16 protein-coding genes and 1 tRNA gene are annotated in these 18,046 nt (G+C 69.5%); 9 read left to right on the top strand and 8 right to left on the bottom strand.

The features are described from left to right. The first annotated feature begins 10 nt into the window (after positions 1 to 10). The 5 genes from OG985_RS23280 to OG985_RS23260 are packed head-to-tail and all read left to right on the top strand — an operon-like array spanning position 11 to position 3,363. Positions 11 to 724 (top strand): class E sortase, encoded by a 714-nt coding sequence (locus OG985_RS23280; RefSeq protein ID WP_371670272.1) that lies wholly within the window; start codon positions 11 to 13, stop codon positions 722 to 724. A gap of 16 nt (positions 725 to 740) precedes the next feature. Next, entirely contained in the window at positions 741 to 938 is a 198-nt protein-coding gene (locus tag OG985_RS23275; protein WP_371674722.1) for a hypothetical protein, read from the top strand. Then, the gene (locus OG985_RS23270; RefSeq protein WP_371670271.1) at positions 935 to 1,573 is read left to right on the top strand and encodes an aminodeoxychorismate/anthranilate synthase component II; all 639 of its coding nucleotides are present in this window, start codon (positions 935 to 937) and stop codon (positions 1,571 to 1,573) included. Before OG985_RS23275 ends, OG985_RS23270 begins: the two co-directional genes overlap by 4 nt. After that, a complete protein-coding gene (locus OG985_RS23265; protein WP_371670270.1) occupies positions 1,570 to 2,607 on the top strand; it encodes a class E sortase in 1,038 nt (345 codons plus the stop codon). Before OG985_RS23270 ends, OG985_RS23265 begins: the two co-directional genes overlap by 4 nt. Before the next feature lie 6 nt (positions 2,608 to 2,613). Next, positions 2,614 to 3,363: a class E sortase gene (locus OG985_RS23260; protein WP_371670269.1), complete on the top strand. Its 750-nt coding sequence runs from the start codon at positions 2,614 to 2,616 to the stop codon at positions 3,361 to 3,363. An 87-nt stretch (positions 3,364 to 3,450) separates the two neighbouring features. Here OG985_RS23260 and OG985_RS23255 read toward each other — a convergent pair whose 3' ends face one another. From OG985_RS23255 to OG985_RS23225, 7 genes are all read right to left on the bottom strand, one after another. Next, a complete protein-coding gene (locus tag OG985_RS23255; protein WP_371670268.1) occupies positions 3,451 to 4,473 on the bottom strand; it encodes a restriction endonuclease in 1,023 nt (340 codons plus the stop codon). A 128-nt stretch (positions 4,474 to 4,601) separates the two neighbouring features. Further along, positions 4,602 to 6,617 (bottom strand): Stk1 family PASTA domain-containing Ser/Thr kinase, encoded by a 2,016-nt coding sequence (pknB, locus tag OG985_RS23250; RefSeq protein WP_371670267.1) that lies wholly within the window; start codon positions 6,615 to 6,617, stop codon positions 4,602 to 4,604. Between the two features lie 169 nt (positions 6,618 to 6,786). After that, entirely contained in the window at positions 6,787 to 8,253 is a 1,467-nt protein-coding gene (locus OG985_RS23245) for a peptidoglycan D,D-transpeptidase FtsI family protein (protein ID WP_371670266.1), read from the bottom strand. Further along, positions 8,250 to 9,695, bottom strand: a complete 1,446-nt coding sequence (locus OG985_RS23240) for an FtsW/RodA/SpoVE family cell cycle protein (protein WP_371670265.1) — start codon at positions 9,693 to 9,695, stop codon at positions 8,250 to 8,252. Before OG985_RS23240 ends, OG985_RS23245 begins: the two co-directional genes overlap by 4 nt. 27 nt (positions 9,696 to 9,722) lie before the next feature. Continuing rightward, positions 9,723 to 11,252 carry a Stp1/IreP family PP2C-type Ser/Thr phosphatase gene (locus OG985_RS23235; protein ID WP_371670264.1) on the bottom strand — a complete coding sequence of 510 codons (1,530 nt, stop codon included), beginning with the start codon at positions 11,250 to 11,252 and terminating at the stop codon, positions 9,723 to 9,725. Positions 11,253 to 11,380: 128 nt separating this feature from the next. Then, positions 11,381 to 11,899 carry an FHA domain-containing protein gene (locus tag OG985_RS23230; protein WP_371670263.1) on the bottom strand — a complete coding sequence of 173 codons (519 nt, stop codon included), beginning with the start codon at positions 11,897 to 11,899 and terminating at the stop codon, positions 11,381 to 11,383. A gap of 10 nt (positions 11,900 to 11,909) precedes the next feature. Further along, the gene (locus tag OG985_RS23225) at positions 11,910 to 12,755 is read right to left on the bottom strand and encodes an FhaA domain-containing protein (protein ID WP_371670262.1); all 846 of its coding nucleotides are present in this window, start codon (positions 12,753 to 12,755) and stop codon (positions 11,910 to 11,912) included. A 494-nt stretch (positions 12,756 to 13,249) separates the two neighbouring features. On the opposite strand from OG985_RS23225, the gene OG985_RS23220 reads away from it, so the two are divergent. The 4 genes from OG985_RS23220 (at position 13,250) to OG985_RS23205 (ending at position 16,597) form a co-directional block, all read left to right on the top strand. Next, positions 13,250 to 13,333: transfer RNA gene (locus tag OG985_RS23220), tRNA-Leu, on the top strand. Between the two features lie 222 nt (positions 13,334 to 13,555). After that, positions 13,556 to 15,013, top strand: coding sequence for a DUF2252 domain-containing protein (locus tag OG985_RS23215; RefSeq protein WP_371670261.1), 1,458 nt, complete (start codon positions 13,556 to 13,558; stop codon positions 15,011 to 15,013). A 271-nt stretch (positions 15,014 to 15,284) separates the two neighbouring features. Next, complete coding sequence (locus OG985_RS23210) at positions 15,285 to 16,127, top strand: J domain-containing protein (RefSeq protein WP_371670260.1); 843 nt, start codon at positions 15,285 to 15,287, stop codon at positions 16,125 to 16,127. A gap of 140 nt (positions 16,128 to 16,267) precedes the next feature. Next, positions 16,268 to 16,597 carry a rhodanese-like domain-containing protein gene (locus OG985_RS23205; RefSeq protein ID WP_371674470.1) on the top strand — a complete coding sequence of 110 codons (330 nt, stop codon included), beginning with the start codon at positions 16,268 to 16,270 and terminating at the stop codon, positions 16,595 to 16,597. Between the two features lie 86 nt (positions 16,598 to 16,683). Here the strand turns inward: OG985_RS23205 and OG985_RS23200 are convergent, their stop codons facing one another. Further along, positions 16,684 to 17,907 carry an acyl-CoA dehydrogenase family protein gene (locus tag OG985_RS23200; protein WP_371670259.1) on the bottom strand — a complete coding sequence of 408 codons (1,224 nt, stop codon included), beginning with the start codon at positions 17,905 to 17,907 and terminating at the stop codon, positions 16,684 to 16,686. Positions 17,908 to 18,046: the final 139 nt, after the last annotated feature.

Raw genomic sequence — 18,046 nt, 5'->3', positions numbered from 1 at the left:
GGAGCTGCCGGTGCGCGTTGTGGTCAGGACCGTCAGTGAACTGTGCATCACCGTCGGCACCCTGATCGTGCTGTTCGTGGTGTACGTGCTGTTCTGGACCGGTGTACGGGCCGACGGGGCCATGGACCACCAGATCGACGTCCTGCAGGACCAGTGGGCCAGGAACAGCGTGCAGCCGACGGCGTCCGCGTCCGGCGGGAGTGCAGGCTCTGGTTCCGGCGCGGCGGCCGCTCCGGCGAAGCCCGTGCCCTACTCGTACGGCAAGCCTTTCGCGATCATGTACATACCGCGGCTTGGTTTCACGTGGAACAAGCCCGTGCTCGAGGGCACCGGTACGGGGGTCCTGAAGAAGGGGCTCGGCCACTACGCGCGTACCGCGCGACTGGGCCAGGAGGGCAACTTCGCGGTGGCCGGTCACCGGCGTACGTACGGGGATCCGTTCAAGGACTTTCCGAGGCTGCGGCGGGGGGACGCGGTGGTGCTGACGGACGGGTCGACGTGGTTCACCTACCGTATCGACGAGGGGCCTTACAAAACCGTGCCCACGGACGTCGAGGTGATCGACGCTGTGCCACGTAAGTCGGGGTATACGCGTCCGGGCCGGTATCTGACGCTGACCACGTGCGATCCGGAGTGGGGGCACAGTCACCGGCTGATCGTGTGGGCGCATCTGGACTCCACGCAGCCTGTGGAGGCCGGGAAACCACGGGCTCTGCGCCGTTAGTCTGGTGCGGTACGGCGTGAGTCTGGTGCCGTGGTACGACGGAAGGGACGGCATGTACGGCTGGATCTGGCGGCATCTGCCGGGGAACGCGTGGGCGAAGGCGTTCCTCTCCCTGGTGTTGGTGCTGGCCGTGGTCTACGCCTTGTTCCAGTACGTCTTTCCGTGGGCTGAACCGCTGCTTCCCTTCAACGATGTGACGGTGGACAACCAGTGAGTGCGCGGATTCTCGTCGTCGACAACTACGACAGCTTCGTCTTCAACCTGGTCCAGTACCTGTACCAGCTGGGCGCCGAGTGCGAGGTGCTGCGCAACGACGAGGTGTCGACGGCGCATGCTCAGGACGGTTTCGACGGTGTGCTGCTGTCGCCGGGGCCGGGTACGCCGGAGGAGGCCGGGGTCTGCGTCGAGATGGTGCGGCACTGTGCGGCGACCGGGGTGCCGGTGTTCGGCGTGTGCCTGGGGATGCAGTCGATGCAGGTGGCGTACGGGGGTGTGGTGGACCGGGCGCCCGAGCTGCTGCACGGGAAGACCTCGCCGGTCGAGCACGAGGGCCGGGGCGTCTTCGCGGGTCTGCCCTCGCCGTTCACGGCGACGCGCTACCACTCGCTCGCCGCGGAGCCGGCGACGGTTCCGGCCGAGCTGGAGGTCACGGCCCGGACGCACGACGGCATCATCATGGGCTTGCGGCACCGTGAACTGCTCGTCGAGGGCGTGCAGTTCCATCCCGAGTCGGTGCTGACCGAGCACGGGCACCGGATGCTGGCCAACTGGCTGGTGGAGTGCGGTGACCAGGGTGCCGTGGCGAGGTCGGCGGGGCTTGCCCCGGTGGTGGGCAGGGCCACGGCGTGACCGCGTTGCGCCCCGAGCGCGAGGACTCGTACGGCGGTGCGTCGTACGAGTCGTACGGCGGTGAGGCGTACGGCGGGGCGCCGTACCAAGCACCGATCGACGAGGAGACGGTGGCGCTGCGGTTGCCGGAGCCGCCGGCGCGCATGGCCGGCGGCCACAGGGCCGCTTCTGGCGCCTCGCCCGCCTCTCCTGCCACAGGAACCCTGGCTGGTGGCCGTGCGGCCCGCAGAAAGGCCGCCAGGCGCCGCGGTGGGCGTCATGGGGGTGTGCCGGAGAACCTGTCAGCGGACGCGGGGGAGGAAGGGCGCTCCGGGTCGCCGATGTCGCGGGTGGAGGCGCGGCGGCAGGCGCGGGCGCGGAAGCCCGGTGCGGCGGTGGTCGCGAGCCGGGCGATCGGTGAGGTGTTCATCACCACCGGTGTGCTGATGCTGTTGTTCGTCACCTACCAGCTGTGGTGGACGAACGTGCGGGCGCACGCGCAGGCGGACAAGGAGACGAGCAGTCTCCAGAACGACTGGGCGAGCGGCAAGGGGGCCCCGGGGGTCTTCCAGCCGGGCCAGGGCTTCGCCATCCTGCACATTCCGAAGCTGGATGTGGTGGTGCCGATCGCCGAGGGTGTCAGCAACAAGAAGGTGCTGGACCGGGGGATGGTCGGCCATTACGGCGAGGGTGCGCTGAAGACGGCGATGCCGGATGCGAAGACGGGGAATTTCTCCCTCGCGGGTCACCGCAACACGCATGGTGAGCCGTTCAGGTACATCAACAAGCTCAAGGCGGGCGACGCGATCGTCGTGGAGACGCAGGACGAGTACTTCGTCTACAAGATGGCGTCGATGCTGCCGGTGACGGCTCCGAGCAACACGAGCGTCATCGAGCCCGTCCCCAAGGGGTCCGGCTTCACCGTGCCCGGTCGCTACATCACGCTCACGACGTGTACGCCGGAGTTCACGAGCAAGTACCGGTTGATCGTCTGGGGCAAGATGGTCGAGGAACGGCCGCGCAGCAAGGGCAAGCCGGACGAGCTCGTCGAGTAGGGGCGGATGAACGTGGCAGCGACCACCGGCGACACCGAGCAGCACGAAGACCGGGCCGAGGTGCGGGCACCGCGCCCTCGTGGCGCCGGCCGGGTCGCCCTGGCGGTCAGTGTCTTCGGTGAACTCCTCATCACGGCGGGCCTGGTGCTGGGTCTGTTCGTCGTCTACTCGCTGTGGTGGACGAACGTCGTCGCGGACCGCAAGGCGGACCGGCAGGGCGACAAGGTCCGCGACACCTGGGCCCAGGTCCGCGGGCCCGGTGCGTTGAACACCAGGAACGGCATCGGTTTCCTGCACGTGCCGACGATGGGGAGCGGCGAGGTGCTGGTCGAGAAGGGCACGTCGACGAAGATCCTCAACAACGGTGTCGCCGGCTACTACACCGATCCCGTCAAGGCCGTGCTGCCGACCACCGGAAAGAAGGGCAACTTCAGCCTCGCCGCCCACCGTGACGGCCACGGCGCGAAGTTCCACAACATCGACAAGGTGCGCGAGGGCGACCCGATCGTCTTCGAGACGAAGGACGAGTGGTACGTCTACAAGGTCTACGAGGTCCTTCCCGAGACGTCGAAGTACAACGTCAAGGTTCTCGGTGCGGTCCCCCGGGAGTCCGGCAGGAAGAAGGCCGGCCACTACATCACGCTGACGACGTGCACGCCGGTGTTCACCTCCCGGTACCGGTACGTGGTGTGGGGGGAGCTGGTGCGGGTGGAGAAGGTGGACGATCATCGGACGCCACCGAAGGAACTGGGCTGACCGACCTCCTTGGGGGTGGCCGGTCGCTAGCATGGTGGAGGCCCGAAGCCGCAACGTCCTTTTGCGGCTTCGGGCCTCTTCTGTGGGTTACCGGAGGGCTTTGAGATGTACCCCGGCGCTCCATGCCTCCGACTCGTCGCGGTTCACGGTGACGACCCCGCTCAGATCGGCGATCGCCTGTGCTTCGTGGCTGAAGGTGCAGGTGGCGACGAACAGGGCGATGTCCACGCGGTGGACGGCGCGGGCGGCGCCGGCGAACTTCTGCATGTCGGCGCTGGGGACGGACGAGCGGCCGGTGCGGTTCTTGCACTGGACGCCGACGGTACGTCCGTCGGCCGTGCGGGCCGTGACGTCGATGCCCCGGTCGGTGCGGGCCTGCCGTACGACGACGTTCGTGCAGCCGTCGCGGCGTAGCAGTTCGGCGACGTGGTGCTCGAAGGCCTGCCAGGTCATGGCGCTGATGGTGGCCCTGAGCTGGTCCCTGGGGGCCTCTTCTTCCAGGCTTCTGACGCGCTGGTGGTGCCAGCAGAGCTTGCGTTCGACGTTCTCGATGTCCTGGCGGAGTTCGATGAGCTCGCGGCGTTGTTCGCCGGAGGAGGCGATGAGGGTGTTGAACAGGGGGACGACGGTTTTGCCGAGGATGTTGGTGATGCGTTCGTCGATATGGTCGTCGAGGGCGACAGGGGCCTTGCGGGCGGGGTTTTCCACAGGCTGTGTGCGGGCCGCGTACTCCGCGTTCAGGAGGTAGACACGCACCTGACGTGCGACTTCGCTGTCCCGGAGCAGCATGGCGACGTTGAGGACGGCACGGCGGGGGAAGAGTGCGAGGGATGCTGTGTGCGACTGCATCCCACTGAGCTCCTTGAAGGAGCTCAGTTGTGTACCTGCCAAGACCCGGTAGCCGCTGGCTTCCAGTTCGGCGCGGTGGTCAAGGACGAGGGAGCGGATGGTCTTGACGCCCACCTGGAAGTAGGTGGCCACCATTGCCGTCGTCACATGCAGCCCGTCCGGTAGCAGTGACAGTGTCTTGACTCGGTCGAGGACGTCCGTACGGTCCAGGACGCCGCAGCGCAGGGTCTTCGATTCCAGCAGAGCCGTTTCGGTTGTCATGGCCTGTTCAACGAGTCATCCCATATGAAGACACGAACAGGAGCGCGAGAGGCGAACACGGCTGAGCCCCGGTTCCTGCGAACAGGGACCGGGGCTCTCGGCGTGTGGCGTCGTGCCGTCGGGGGAGGTCAGTCCTCCGTGCGGAACGCTGTGCCGGTGACGCCTCCGAAGAAGTTGGTGCCGCCGTCGTTTCCGCCGTTGTTGCCGTTGTTCTGGCCGCCCACCGTCACGAGGTCGACGGAGCTGCCCTGGTCGACCTGGGTGCCCTGGGCCGGGTTGGACGTGAAGACGACGGAGTTGTCGTCCTGGGAGCCCGTGATGTTGCCGACCTTGAGGCCCGCCTGCTGGATGAGGTTCTTGGCGTCCTTGAGGGTCTGGCCCTGGATGTTGGGGACCGCGACCTGCTGTTGCTGTTTCGCCTTGCCGATCTGGATGGTGACCGTGGAGTTCTTGTCGGCCTGGGTGCCGGCCTGCGGTGAGGTCGCGATGACCTTGCCGACCTGGTTCTGGTCGTCGGTCTCGACCTCGGTGCAGGTGCCGGCGAGGTCGTTGTCCGACATCTGTGCCTTGGCGTCGTCACAGGACTGGCCGATGACGTCCGGGACGGTTGCCTTCTCCGCGGCCTTGGCGATGGTGAGGGTGATCGTGGATCCCTTCTCCACCTCCTTGCCCTTGATCGGGTCCTGGTCGAGCACGGTGTCCGGGTCGTCCGTGGACTCCCGCGCCACCGTCTTGATCTTGAACTGGTAGTCGTCACCCTCGAGTTGCGAGGTGGCGTCGTCCACGTCCAGACCGATCACGCTCGGCACGGTGACCTTGGGTGCCCCGGTCGACACGACCAGGTTCACGGTCGTGTTCTTCTTGACCTTGGTGCCCTCGGTCGGGTCCGACGAGCAGATCTTGCCCTTGCTCTGGTTCTCACAGGGCTTCTGGGAGACCGTCCCGACCTCGAGATCGCTGTTGGTCAGCAACTTCGTGGCGGCGGACTTGCTCTGGCCGACGATGGGAGGCACGGCCACCGTGTCGTTGCTCACTCCCTCGGCGCCGAAGATCCACTTGCCGATGAGGATCGCGCCGACGAGCACTAGGACGCCGGCCACGACCAGCAGGATGGTCGAGGTGTTCGACTTCTTCTGGCGGCGCCGGTCGGGGCGGTCGTCGTAGCCGTAGCCGCCGTCGTCCGGGTTCATCGGCGGCAGCATTGACGTGGCGCCGGCGTCCGTGGAGCGCAGGGCCGTCGTGGGCTGGTCGTCCGGGTAGCCGCCGTAGCCCACGGAGCCCATCGCCGCCGTGGCCGCGACCGGCTGACCGTCGAGGCAGGCCTCGATGTCGATGCGCATCTCGTCGGCCGACTGGTAGCGGTAGTTGGGGTCCTTGGTGAGGGCCTTGAGGACGATCGCGTCCATCTCGGGCGTGATCTCGGCGTCGAAGACGCTCGGCGGCTGCGGCTCCTCGCGCACGTGCTGGTACGCGACCGCGACCGGGGAGTCGCCGACGAACGGCGGCCGCACCGTCAGCAGCTCGTAGAGCAGACAGCCGGTGGAGTACAGGTCGGACCGGGCGTCGACCTGTTCGCCCTTCGCCTGCTCCGGCGAGAGGTACTGGGCGGTGCCGATCACCGCGGACGTCTGCGTCATCGTCATGCCGGAGTCGCCCATGGCGCGGGCGATGCCGAAGTCCATGACCTTGACCTGGCCGTTGCGCGTCAGCATGACGTTCGCCGGCTTGATGTCGCGGTGGACGATGCCCGCTCTGTGGGAGTACTCCAGGGCCTGGAGGATGCCGATGGTCATCTCCAGGGTCCGCTCCGGCAGCAGCTTGCGGCCGCTGTGGAGGAGTTCCCGGAGCGTGGAGCCGTCGACGTACTCCATGACGATGTACGGGATCGAGACCCCGTCGATGTAGTCCTCGCCCGTGTCGTAGACCGCGACGATCGCGGGATGGTTGAGCGAGGCGGCCGACTGGGCCTCCCGGCGGAACCGGGCCTGGAAGGACGGGTCGCGCGCGAGGTCCGCGCGCAGCGTCTTCACCGCCACGGTACGGCCGAGGCGGGTGTCATGAGCGAGGTAGACCTCAGCCATGCCACCGCGGCCGAGCACATGGCCCAGTTCGTACCGGCCGCCGAGGCGACGCGGCTCTTCCATAGTTCCCTACCAGCCCTCTCCGTCGGTCCCGGCCAGCACGTGTGTGCGGCCGGAGGCTGCCGTCCGGGCATACCGTACCCGGATCGGTCTGTGTGACCTGGCCAAGCCCGTCACCCGATACAGGACCGGTATCGCAACGTGCACCGATGTGAGGGGGACGTGATCGGGGTCACTGCTTGCTGTTGATGACCGCCTCCATCACGCTCTTCGCGATCGGCGCCGCGAGGCCACCGCCGGAGATGTCGTCGCGGTTGGCGTTGTCGTCCTCGACGACCACGGCCACGGCGACCGGCGAGCTGTTGTCGCTGAGCTTGGCGTAGGAGAGGAACCAGGCGTACGGCTTCTCGCTGTTGTCGACGCCGTGCTGGGCGGTACCGGTCTTGCCGCCCACGGTGACGCCGTCGATCTGCGCCGCGGTTCCGGTGCCTTCCTTGACGACCGTCTCCATCATCGACTGCAGGATCTGGGCGTTCTTGGACGACAGGGGCCTGCTGAGCTCCTGCGGGTCGGTCTGCTCGAGGGTGTCGAGGTTGGGCGCCTGGAGCTTGTCGACCATGTAGGGCTTCATCAGCTTGCCGTCGTTGGCGACGGCGGAGGCGACCATGGCCATCTGCAGCGGGGTCGCGGCGGTGTTGTACTGGCCGATCGAGGACAGCGCGGTCTGCGACGGGTTCATGTCGTCGGAGAAGACCGAGGCGTTGGTGCGGACCGGCGTGAACTGCTCGGAGGTGAAGCCGAACTTCTTGGCTTCGTCCAGCATCTTCTCGTTGCCGAGGTCGGCGCCGACCTTGCCGAAGACGGTGTTGCAGGAGTACCGCAGCGCGACCCGCAGGGTGGCGTTCTTGCAGGGGATGCTGCCCTCGTTCTTCAGCTCGGTGGTGGTGCCGGTCATGACCCAGGGCAGCGGCGAGTCCGTCTTCTGGTCGGCGGAGGTGTAGAGGCCGTCCTCCAGGGCCGCGGCCGCGGTGACCACCTTGAAGGTGGAGCCGGGCGGGTAGGTCTCGCGCAGCGCCCGGTTGAGCATCGGGTCGTCGGGGTTGTTCTTCTTCAGGAGCTTGTTCCAGGCCTCCCCGTCGTTGGACCCGGCGATTGTCGAGGGGTCGTACGACGGGTAGGAGGCCAGGGCCAGGATCGCGCCGGTGGAGGGGTCGATGGCGGCGACGGCGCCCTTGCCGCGCTTGGAGAGGCCCTCGTAGGCGGCTTTCTGGGCGGCCGTGTTGAGGGTGGTGACGACGTTGCCGCCCTCCTTCGGCTTGCCCGTGATCATGTCGAGGGTGTTGCGGAAGAACAGCCGGTCGTCGGTGCCGGTGAGGATGCCGTCCTCGATGTTCTCGATCTGGTTGGTGCCGTAGGCCTGCGAGGCGAATCCGGTGACGGGCGCCCACATGGCGCCGTCCTTGTAGGTGCGCTTGTACTCGAAGTCGCCGCTGGAGGACTTCGTGGAGCCGGTGATGGACTTGCCGTCGACGATGATGTCGCCGCGTGGGGTGGCGTACTGCTCGATGGCCACCCGTCGGTTGTTGGTGTCCGTGCGCAGTTCGTCGGCCTTGACGTACTGGAGCCAGTTGTCGCGCAGCAGCAGCGTGAGGACGAGGAGGGCGCAGAAGATCGCGATCCGGCGCAGGGGCTTGTTCATGACGGGCGGACCACCTGGGTCATCTCGGCGTCGGGGCTGGGGGCGGGGGCCGGTGCCGGGCGGCGCGCGGTGTCGCTGATGCGCAGCAGGATGCCGATGAGGGCCCAGTTGGCGATGACGGAGGAGCCTCCGTACGCCAGGAACGGCATCGTCATACCGGTCAGCGGGATCAGGCCCATGACGCCGCCGGCGACCACGAAGACCTGGAGGGCGAAGGCGCCGGACAGGCCGATGGCGAGCAGTTTGCCGAAGGGGTCGCGGGCGGCGAGGGCGGTGCGTACGCCGCGTTCCACGATCAGGGCGTAGATCAGCAGCAGTGCCATGACGCCGGCCAGGCCGAGTTCCTCGCCGAAGGTGGCGAGGATGAAGTCGGAGTTGGCGGCGAAGCGGATGAGCTCGGAGTGTCCCTGGCCCCAGCCGGTGCCGAGGGTGCCGCCGGAGCCGAAGGCCCACAGGGCCTGCATGGCCTGCTCGGAGTGGAGGCCGGTGGCGCCCGGAGTACGGCTCAAGGTGTACTCGCGCATGGGGTCGAGCCAGGCTTGAACACGCTGCTGGACGTGCGACTCGAAGGACGCCACGCCGACCGCGCCCGCCGCGGACATCAGCAGACCGAAGACGATCCAGCTGGTCCGCTCGGTGGCGACGTACAGCATGATGATGAACATTCCGAAGAACAGCAGCGAGGTGCCGAGGTCGGTCTCGAAGACCAGGATCAGGATCGAGATGAACCAGACGACCAGGATCGGTCCGAGGTCGCGGCCGCGCGGCAGGTACAGGCCCATGAAGCGGCGGCTGGCGAGCGCGAGGGCGTCGCGTTTCACCATGAGGTAGCCGGCGAAGAAGATCGCGAGGACGATCTTCGCGAACTCTCCGGGCTGGATGGTGAAGCTGCCGACCTTGATCCAGATCTTGGCGCCGAAGACGTTCAGGCCGAGACCGGGGACCAGGGGCAGCAGGAGCAGGATGATGGCGCCGACCATGGAGATGTAGGTGTAGCGCTGCAGGACGCGGTGGTCCTTGAGGAAGACCAGCACGACGACGAACAGCGCGATGCCCATGGCGGTGTAGAGCAGCTGGTTGGTCGCCTTGCCGCCGGACACGTTGATCTGCTGGAGCAGCTTGGACTGGTCGAGCCGCCAGATGGCGACGAGTCCGAGTCCGTTCAGCAGGGTGGCGAGCGGCAGCAGCAGCGGATCCGCGTAGGGCGCGAACTTCCGTACGACGAGGTGGCCGACGCCGGCCAGGAGGCCGAGGCCGAGGCCGTAGCTGAGCAGGCCGGCCGGTACCTCGTCGTTGATGGCCAGTCCCACGTTGGCGTACGCGAAGACCGGGATGACGACCGCGAACACCAGGAGCGCGAGCTCGGTGTTGCGTCGGCTCGGGGTGCCGATCGAGCCGATGGTCGACGTGTGGTGCGTCGGTGTGTTGGTAGTACTGCTCATCGTGTGACAGGGCCTCTCACGGCTTGGCTACTGCTTGTCGCACAGCGAGACGACCTTCTGCTCCTGGTCGGAGAGGCTGGGGCCGGGGCTGGGAGTGGGCGCGGTCGTGGTCGGGGACGGTGAGGCCGTTCCCGACGCGTTCGGGCTCGGCGACGCCTTGGACGTGAGGGAGGTGCTGGTGGTTCCCGTGGTGTGACCGGTCTTGCCCGTGCTGGTCTTCGAGCTGTTCGCGGCGTCGGCGCGTTCGGCCTGCTTCTGGCATGCCGAGGCCTGCACGGCCAGTTCGGAGATCTTCGAGCGGGCGTCCGGCAGACCGCCCTCGGCGATCGTCGCCTTGACCTGCTTCTGCTGGTAGGGCGGCAGGTACTTGAGTTCGATCTCGGGGTGGTCCTTCTCCACCTTCGACAACGACACCCAGGCGAGGTCCTGGCTGATGCCCCGGTACAGCGCGACGTGCTCGCCGTTGACGCCGACGTAGTACTGCGTCTGTGTCCAGCGGTAGCCGCCGTAGAGCCCGCCGCCGACGAGGGCGAGGGCGAGCACCGTGTAGAAGGATCTCTTCAGCCACCTGCGGCCCTTGCGGGGCTTGACGAAGTCGTCGTCGGTGTAGTCGTCGAAGCCGCCGGTCTGGATGTAGCCGGTGGTGTCGCCGGAGCCGGGCGGGCCGAACTCGCCTCCCCCGCCCTGTCCGGGAACCTGGCGGCCGAGGCCGGAGGCGCGGCCGGCGGGGGTCTGCATGATGCCGTTGTCGTGCTGCTGGGCGGCCTGGTTCTCGGCGACCGCGCCGACGACGACCGGGGTGTCGGAGAGCTGCCCGGCGAGGGTGTCTCCGGTGTCGAGGTCGAGGACGTCGGCGACGATGACCGTGATGTTGTCGGGGCCGCCGCCGCGCAGGGCGAGCTGGATCAGCTCCTGCACGGTCTCCTGTGGGCCCTGGTAGCTGGCGAGGGTGTCCTCGAGGGTCTGGTGGGACACGACGCCGGACAGGCCGTCGGAGCAGATGAGGTAGCGGTCGCCGGCGCGGACCTCGCGGATGGAGAGGTCGGGTTCGACGTGCTCGCCGCTGCCCAGCGCGCGCATCAGCAGGGAGCGCTGCGGGTGGGTGGTGGCTTCCTCTTCGGTGATCCGGCCCTCGTCGACCAGGCGCTGTACCCAGGTGTGGTCCTGGGTGATCTGGGTGAGGACGCCGTCGCGCAGCAGGTAGGCGCGCGAGTCGCCGACGTGCACGAGGCCGAGGCGCTGGCCGGTCCACAGCAGGGCGGTGAGCGTGGTGCCCATGCCTTCGAGCTGCGGGTCGTCCTCGACCATCGAGCGCAGTTGGTCGTTGGCGCGCTGGACGGCGGTGCCGAGCGAGGTGAGGAGGTCGGAGCCGGGGACGTCGTCGTCGAGGGCGACGATGGTCGAGATGGCCTCGGAGGAGGCGACCTCGCCGGCTGCGGCGCCGCCCATGCCGTCGGCGATGGCGAGCAGGCGGGGACCGGCGTATCCGGAGTCCTCGTTGCCCTCTCGGATCATGCCTTTGTGCGATCCGGCGGCGAAGCGCAGTGACAGACTCATGCGCACCTCGCCCGTCGGCTCCGGGTACATCCGCACGGTGCCCACCCTCCGGTCGGGAGCGCGCCGGGGTCCGGGGTGCCGGCCTCCGCGGCGTGCTCGCTCCGCTCGCACTCATTCATGACGTAGTACTACTTCCGCAGCTCGATGACGGTCTTGCCGATGCGGATCGGCGCGCCCGGCGCGATCGGCGTGGGGGTCGTCAGCCGCGTTCGGTCGAGGTACGTGCCGTTGGTGGAGCCCAGGTCCTCGACGATCCACTGGCCGTCGCGGTCCGGGTAGATCCTGGCATGGCGGCTGGACGCGTAGTCGTCGTCCAGCACGATGGTGCTGTCGTGCGCCCGGCCCAGGCTGATGGTCTGGCCCTGGAGCGCGACGGTGGTACCGGTGAGGGTGCCTTCCGTCACGACCAGTTTGGTGGGCGCGTTGCGGCGCTGGCGGCCGCCGGCGGCCTGCTGGCGCTGCTGCGGAGGTGCCGCTTGTTGTCGGGCGGCCTGTTGCTGCGGCCGGCCGGCTTCCCGTCGCGACCCGCGCTGAGTGACGCGCGTTCCGAACAGGTCGCTGCGGATGACCTGCACGGCCACGATCACGAACAGCCACAGAACGGCCAGGAAACCCAGCCGCATGACCGTGAGGGTCAGCTCTGACATTGCCCCCGCTTCACCCTTCGGCTTGCCGGTAAATGATGGTGGTACTGCCCACGACGATCCGCGAGCCGTCGCGGAGCGTAGCGCGGGTGGTGTGCTGCCCGTCCACCACGATGCCGTTGGTGGACCCGAGATCCTGGATCGTCGAGGGCGTTCCGGTCCGGATCTCACAGTGCCGGCGTGAGACGCCGGGGTCGTCGATCCGCACGTCTGCTTCGGTGCTGCGGCCCAGCACCAGCGTTGCGCGGGAGATCTGATGGCGGTTGCCGTTGATCTCGACCCAGTGGCGGGTGCGTCCGCCTGCCGGGGACGCGGCCGCCGGCCGCTGGCTGTGGGGGGCGGCGCCGGGGCGGCCGCCTGGGGGTGGCGCGGCCGGCATGGGCGGAGCGCCGGCGGGAGCGGCGGCCGGCGGGTAGCCGTAGCCGCCGGGCCGGCCGGGGGCCGGGCTCGCCGGGGCGGGCCCGGGGGCGCCCTGCTGGTTGCTGGAGGAGGCGAGTGTACGGCTGCGGACCCGGTACAGGCCGGTGTCGAGGTCGTCGGCCTTCTCCAGGTGGACCTTGATGGGTCCCATGAAGGTGTAGCGCTGCTGCTTGGCGTAGTCGCGCACCATGCCGGCGAGCTCGTCGCCGAGCTGGCCGGAGTAGGGGCTGAGCCGCTCGAAGTCGGGCGTGCTCAGCTCGACGATGAAGTCGTTGGGTACGACGGTCCGGTCGCGGTTCCAGATGGTCGCGTTGTTGTCGCACTCCCGCTGGAGCGCTCCCGCGATCTCCACCGGCTGCACCTCGGACTTGAACACTTTGGCGAAGGTGCCGTTGACCAGACCTTCGAGACGCTGCTCGAACTTCTTCAGGACTCCCATGGGGCACCTCCTCCGTAGCTGCTGACGTCCTGCATCCCGCTGAGCGGGCCCTGCCCTGCCTTGTACTGCCGATACTGCTTACTGATCGTATCCACGCGCCGGTAAATCGGCTGGTTCCCCCTGTCGGCGCGGTCGACAGGTGTCGACGCCTGACGACGTTCCCGCCGGAGCCCACCTTCGAACTCCTCCGGGCCTCGGTCCTGCCAAGGATCGTAGAGGCGGCCGCAGACCAGTGTCCCGCACCTGACTGTGGACCCTGCCCTGCTCCTGGGGAGACGAGCGGTACCGGTACGAGGTTGATACGTGAACCGGTCGACGTTGATACGTGGCCGGAGGTTCGGCGGGTCGGTGGTGCGGGGGCGGTCGGTGACGAAGGCGCTGGTGGGCGGCTGCCCCGCGGTAAGTGATGTGAACCCACCCCTGCCAGCGTGCTAATGTTCTGGCTGTCGGAAGGCGCCGCGCCGAGCAGGCCGGAGCCGGAAAACACACCCAATGCGCGGGTGGCGGAATAGGCAGACGCGCTGGATTCAGGTTCCAGTGCCCGAAAGGGCGTGGGGGTTCAACTCCCCCCTCGCGCACAGCTGAAAGCCCCGCAGGTCTCGGACCTGCGGGGCTTTCGCATTGCCCTGTGTTCGTGCTTTCGGGGCCCCGTGAACCGCCGGTCCACTGCTCTGGGCGTCCCGGGACGGCCCGGGATGGTGACCGGGATTACCTGGTGAGGACAATCACATGGGCTTTCGTGGAGTTGTCCACAGGGTCTGACGCGTTTCGGTCACCGGCTGTACGGTCGGCACGAGTTGATGTTCGTGCGTGCGGGGGAGGCGGTCGGCGTGACCCAGGTCGGTGCGGGAGTGGCTGCGCAGGAGTCGGCGCCCCCTCGGCTTCCCCGGGTGCGGGGCTTCGCCGAGTGGCCCGCGGGCGGGTCGCCCAAGGACGAGGGCAAGGCGCTGCGTCAGCAGGTCCCGCGCGGTGCGCACGCCACGTTCGAGCCGGACGGCTCCCGGCCCGACGCGGTGAGCGCGGTCGAGGAGTCCAGCCGCGGCCGGCTCCCCGAACTCACACCGCTCCGGATCGGGCGGATGGCGGCCACGCCCTTCGCCTTCCTGCGCGGCGCGGCGGGCCTGATGGCCTACGACCTCGCGCGCACCCCCGTGACGAGGATCCGCGCGCAGATCTGCGGTGACGCGCACGCGGCGAACTTCGGCCTGTACGGCGATGCGCGCGGTGGCCTGGTCATCGACCTCAACGACTTCGACGAGACGGTCCACGGCCCCTGGGAGTGGGATCTCAAGCGGCTCGCCGCCTCGCTCGTGCTCGCGGGGCGTGCGGCGGGCGCGGACGAGGACACCTGCCGCAAGGCGGCGCACGACGCGGCGGGTGCCTACCGCCGCACCATGCGACTGCTCGCCAAGCTCCCGGTCCTCGACGCGTGGAACGCCATCGCGGACGAGGAACTCGTCTCCCACACCGACGCCCACGACCTGCTCGGCACGCTGGAACGGGTGTCGGAGAAGGCCCGGGCCAACACCAGCGGGCGCTTCGCGGCGAAGTCGACGGAACCGGCCGAGGACGGCGGACGCCGCTTCGTCGACGCCCAGCCGGTCCTGCGGCGCGTTCCGGACGCGGAGGCCGCGGCGGTCGCCTCGTCCCTGGCGGAGTACCTGACGACGCTCTCCGAGGACCGCCTGCCCCTGCTGGCCCGGCACGCGGTGCACGACGTCGCGTTCCGGGTCGTCGGCACGGGCAGCGTCGGCACCCGGTCGTACGTCGTGCTCCTCCTGGACCACCGGGACGAGCCCCTCGTCCTTCAGGTCAAGGAGGCCCGCCCCTCCGCGCTGCTGCCGCATCTGGCGAGCGCGGGGTTCGAGACGCCCCAGGTGGCGCACGAGGGCCGCCGGGTCGTCCTCGGGCAGAAACGCATGCAGGTCGTGAGCGACATCCTGCTGGGCTGGACGACGGTCGACCAACGCCCCTTCCAGGTACGGCAGTTCCGCAACCGCAAGGGCAGCGTCGACCCCGCCGCCCTGGCCGCCGACCAGCTGGACGACTACGGCCGGATGACCGGCGCCCTGCTGGCCCGCGCCCACTCCCACAGCGCCGACCCGCGCCGGATCGCGGGCTACTGCGGCAAGAGCGAGGAGCTCGACGAGGCGATCGCCGCCTTCGCCGTCTCCTACGCCGACCGCACCGAGGCCGACCACGCGGACCTCGTGGCCGCGGTGCGCGCGGGGCGGATCGCGGCGGAGACGGGCGTGTGAGGGGCGTGTGAGGGGCGGACACGGGGGACTGAGGGGCGAGCCTGCCGGAGTGGGAGACGGGCGGCAGGAGGCATCCGCCGGTGGCAGACGGGTGCGGGCCGGTGGCTGCCGGAGTGGGCCGGGGATTGAGTCGGCTCGAGGGCGGGCCTGAGTTCCACCGCCCGCCGGGCACCTCCCACCCGGGGGCAGTGGAGGGGCACGGTCTGCAGCGTCGGGCGCGGTCGCGGGCCTGACCGGTCGTGCCGGGCCGGGCGTGGCCTACGCTGGGCGGGTGACGAGCCCGGAAACTGAGCAGGGTGGTGCCGCCGGTGAGACGCCGGTGAAGCCACAGGACGGTGCGCCCCGGCCCGAGGAGCGGCTGGAGCGTGCCGTGCGGGCCGCCGAGCAGGCGCTGATCGAGTACGAGATCGCGGTGGAGACGTTCCGTATCGAGGTCGAGAACTTCTCGCGCCTGCACCACCAGCGGCTCGGCCCCATGTACTCCCGTCTCGACGAGCTGGACGCGCAGCTCGCCGAGGCCCGGGCCGCCCGCACCGGCGACCCCGAGGACCTGCGCAAGGCCGACGAGGCGCGTGCCCGGGTGATGCCGATGCCCGGCGTCGAGGAACTGTTCCACGGCTGGATGGACGGGGACGGGCTGTTCCCGGAGGCGGCCGCGATGCTCACGGACCAGCCGGTCCGTCCCCCGCAGCGGGTGCGCCCCAGCGACGAGGCCCGCAAGCTCTACCGTGAGCTGGCCCGCAAGGCCCACCCCGACCTGGCGCAGGACGAGTCCGAGCAGGCCCGGCGCGAGGAGTTCATCACCCGGGTCAACGCCGCCTACGCCCGTGGCGACGAGGCGCTGCTCAAGGAGCTGGCCGAGGAGTGGGCGGCGGGCCCCGTGCCCGTGGAGCCGCCACCGACCCCCGCCGAGGAGCTCTACGCCCGCCTCGAGTGGCTCGCCCAGCGCAAGGAACTGCTTTCCGTGGTCGCGCGGGAGCTGGAGGAGAGCGCGATCGGCGGGATGCTGCGGCTGGCACCGGACGACCCCGACCGCCTGCTGGAGGAGATCGCCGAGCAGCTGCTCGCCCAGGTCTCCGAGCGTGAGGCGGAACTGGCGTCGATGTCCGAGTAGGCGGGGCGCCGCGCGTAGGCGGCCTCCGGGTGCCAGGCGGTGGCTGGGGGCAGGGGTCCAGGTTCATGGGGTTGCCCGGGTGGCCCGGTCGGGGCGTGGGTGCGTCCGGTAGCGTCGGGGACATGAGTTTCGGAGCTGGTGTGCCCACGGTCGAGGTCCCGGACCTCAAGGACGGCGACTTCCTGCTGGACGTCCGCGAGGGCGACGAGTGGCGGGCGGGTCATGCCGAGGGAGCCCTGCACATCCCCATCAGCGAGTTCGTCGCCAGGTACGGCGAGCTGACCGAGGCGGCCCCGCAGGACGGGACGGTCCACGTGATCTGCCGTTCCGGCGGTCGTTCGGCTCAGGTCGCGATGTACCTGGTCCAGCAGGGTGTGAATGCCGTGAACGTCGACGGTGGCATGCAGGTGTGGGCGGCCGCGGGCCGCCCCGTCGTGACGGACGAGGGGCAGCCGGGGTTCGTCCTCTAGGCCCGGGCCCTTCCGCCACGGCTCCGGGAAGCGGTCGGTCCGGCGATTCCGTCCCGCGGGTCGGGCTCGCGGTCCGTGGTCGCCGCTCAGGCCAGGGGGTGCGCCGCCAGCAGGTCCCCCAGGGCCTCCTCGTGGGCCGCCGCCGGGCCGAGTGACAGCTCCAGGTGCTTGGCCCAGGCGTGGTACCGGTGCAGGGAGTAGTCGACGTCGGCGCCGAAGCCGCCGTGCAGATGCTGAGCGGTCTGCACGATCCGCCGGACGCCCTCCGAGGCCCATATCTTGGCGACCGCGACGTCCCCCGAGGCCGGGAGTGCGCCCTGCGCCCCCGAACCGATCCGCCACGCGGCCTGCCACAGCGTGGCCTCCATCGCGCGCAGGTCGATGTAGCGGTCGGCGGCCTGCACGGCCACGGCCTGGAAGGTGGCCACCGGGAACCCGAACTGTTCGCGCTTGCTGGTGTAGTCGCCGGTCATCCGCAGTACCTGCCGGCCGAGGCCGAGCGCCAGCGCGCACGTGCCGGTGGTCAGCAGCTCGCGCAGCCACTCCCAGGCGCCCTCGGCGTCGATGACGTCACGCGCCGCGATCCGCACCGACTCCAGGCGCAGTTCACCGAGCCGCTCGCCGGTGGTGGAGATCTGTTCGGCGACCGTGACCCCCTCGTGGAGGCGCGGTACCAGGGCGAGCACGGTCCGGTAGGCGTCCGTGCGGGCGGGTACGACGACGAAGTCGGCGTTGTGCGCCCACGGCACCGCCGTCTGTACACCGTCCAGGATCCATCCGGCGGCCTCGCCGGACCGGTGGCCCGCCCCGTCCCCGTCGCGCCTTTCCCCGTCCCGCCGGTCCACGTCTTGTCGGTCCACGTCCTGCCGGTCGCCGTCTGGCCGTGCGGTGACGGCGAGTTCGGCCGGATCGTGGCCGGTGCGGCCGCTCGAGGCGACGGTCAGCACCACCTCTCCGCGGCCCGCCCGGGCCAGTAGATCGGATTTCAACTCGGCGCCTCCGTAGGTCTGGACGGCCGCCGCGGCCGCGCTGCTCTCCAGCAGCGGGACCCGCGCCAGCACCTTCGCGGACTCGCGCAGCACCAGGCACAGCGCCACGGCGTCCAGGCCCGCACCGCCGTACTCGGCGTCCAGCAGCAGGCTCAGCAGGTCCGCCTCGGCGAGCCTGGCCCACAGGGCGAGGTCGAAGTCGTCCGCGACGGCGCCCGGGGTGAGGGCGGGGCTGGGCACCGCGTCCGGTGCGACCCCCGCGAACACCCCCCGGGCCGCCTCGGCCGCCGCCTGCTGCTCCTCGCTGAAGGTGAAATCCACGATCCCTGCCCTCCCACGCGCACACCGGCCGTAGGCCTACGACCTACGGCCGCCCACGGCCACCGGCGACCGGCCAGGCCGTCGCGACCCGACGCCGGTCTCTCCTCATCTGACGGGGCGTCAAGATAGAACAGGTTCT

The organism is Streptomyces sp. NBC_00289 (genome assembly GCF_041435115.1).
Classification (GTDB): Bacteria; Actinomycetota; Actinomycetes; order Streptomycetales; family Streptomycetaceae; genus Streptomyces.
This window is presented reverse-complemented; position numbering and strand designations above follow the sequence as displayed.

Coding starts and splice junctions, on each gene's coding strand:
- OG985_RS23235 (WP_371670264.1), bottom strand. CDS start 11,252: ATGAGTCTGTCACTGCGCTTCGCCGCCGGATCGCACAAAGGCATGATC.
- OG985_RS23255 (WP_371670268.1), bottom strand. CDS start 4,473: ATGACAACCGAAACGGCTCTGCTGGAATCGAAGACCCTGCGCTGCGGC.
- OG985_RS23260 (WP_371670269.1), top strand. CDS start 2,614: ATGAACGTGGCAGCGACCACCGGCGACACCGAGCAGCACGAAGACCGG.
- OG985_RS23230 (WP_371670263.1), bottom strand. CDS start 11,899: ATGTCAGAGCTGACCCTCACGGTCATGCGGCTGGGTTTCCTGGCCGTT.
- OG985_RS23215 (WP_371670261.1), top strand. CDS start 13,556: ATGTTCGTGCGTGCGGGGGAGGCGGTCGGCGTGACCCAGGTCGGTGCG.
- OG985_RS23240 (WP_371670265.1), bottom strand. CDS start 9,695: ATGAGCAGTACTACCAACACACCGACGCACCACACGTCGACCATCGGC.
- pknB (WP_371670267.1), bottom strand. CDS start 6,617: ATGGAAGAGCCGCGTCGCCTCGGCGGCCGGTACGAACTGGGCCATGTG.
- OG985_RS23245 (WP_371670266.1), bottom strand. CDS start 8,253: ATGAACAAGCCCCTGCGCCGGATCGCGATCTTCTGCGCCCTCCTCGTC.
- OG985_RS23225 (WP_371670262.1), bottom strand. CDS start 12,755: ATGGGAGTCCTGAAGAAGTTCGAGCAGCGTCTCGAAGGTCTGGTCAAC.